Origin of the sequence: Pseudomonas gingeri, assembly GCF_013385425.1 — a bacterium.
In the GTDB taxonomy this organism is placed as follows: domain Bacteria; phylum Pseudomonadota; class Gammaproteobacteria; order Pseudomonadales; family Pseudomonadaceae; genus Aquipseudomonas; species Aquipseudomonas gingeri_D.
Genome location: NZ_JACAQA010000054.1, coordinates 1 through 1,253, shown reverse-complemented (window position 1 = coordinate 1,253; position 1,253 = coordinate 1). Strand labels below are relative to the sequence as shown.

At 55.6% G+C, this 1,253-nt stretch carries 1 protein-coding gene; it reads right to left on the bottom strand.

Features of this window, described 5'->3' with window-relative positions; all coding sequences use genetic code 11:
- Positions 1-41: 41 nt before the first annotated feature.
- Positions 42-1,189, bottom strand: a protein-coding gene (locus HX830_RS31690) for an IS3 family transposase (RefSeq protein ID WP_177104773.1) whose coding sequence is annotated in 2 segments (ribosomal slippage) — positions 42-934 and positions 934-1,189 — 1,149 coding nt in all. Because the reading frame shifts where the segments join, the coding sequence is not laid out codon by codon here.
- Positions 1,190-1,253 lie beyond the last annotated feature (64 nt).

Here is a 1,253-nt window from a genome sequence, read left to right as displayed (position 1 = left end):
TGTAGTGGTCAACTAATTCCGGACACCTCGATAGGTAATTTCTACACCATCGCCCGCTCGTAAACGGTCGGTGGCAGATACCCCAGTTTCGAGTGCAGTCGCTCGTTGTTGTAAAACCCAACGATGTACTCGGTGATGTCACGTATTGCCTCGCCATGGTTGGCGTAGTCACGGCGCCATACACGTTCCATTTTCAGGCTCAGGAAGAAACGTTCCATCACGGAGTTGTCCCAGCAATTTCCTTTGCGACTCATGCTTTGCTGCATGCCATTTCGTTCCAGCAGCGCTCTGTAGCTCGCGCTTGCATACTGACTCCCCCTATCCGAATGGGCGATCAGTCCCGGTGCCGGCTGGCGCTGGGCAATAGCCAGTTGCATAGCGTTGCATACCAGCTCGGCAGGCATGTTTGGGGCCATGGACCAGCCCACGATCTTGCGTGAGAACAAGTCCAGCACCACGGCCAAGTACAGCCAGCCACTGCGGGTCCGGATGTAGGTCACATCCGCCACCCACGCCTTGTTCACCGCATCGGGATCGAACTGACGATTCAGCACATTCTCGGCGATCGGCAGATCATGATTGCTATCCGTCGTGTGCACAAATTTGCGCTTCCAGGCCGAGCGAAGTCCGTTGGCCCGCATCAAGCGGCGGATTTTATAAAGGCCTATCTCGATCCCCTTGGCGTGCAGGGCTTTACGCAACGGACGACTGCCGTAGCAACCGCCACTTTCGCTATACGAAGCCTTGAGCTGTACCGTGATCGGGCAAATCGGTGCCGGCGCTTGGGCGCGTTTGTTGGCCTCGTAAAAGCCGGAGCGGCTGATGCCCAGCAGCCGACAAACATGAGCCACCGAATAAGCCTTCTGTTGCAACTGCCGAACCAGGCGGTAGGTCACTTCAGCTCGCGGGCAAAGAAGGCTGTAGCTTTTTTTAGGACATCGTTGTCCATCTTGAGCTGCCGGTTTTCTTGCTCCAACTGCCGAATACGCTGTTGCTCAGGTGTCAGCGGCTTGCCGATCCCGGCTTGTCCCAACTGCTCCGATTCATACTGCTGGACCCAGCGTCGAACCGCTGAATCGACCAGATTGAGATCCCGGCAGACTTGTGAAACGGCCAACCCCTGATCTGTGATCATTTTCACGACTTGCAGCTTGAAGCTGTCGTCGAATGTCCTGCGCTTGTCGGTCATGAAAAACTCCTCGATAGATGCATTTTCCACCTATCGGGGTGTCCGGGGAAATTAAACCACCACA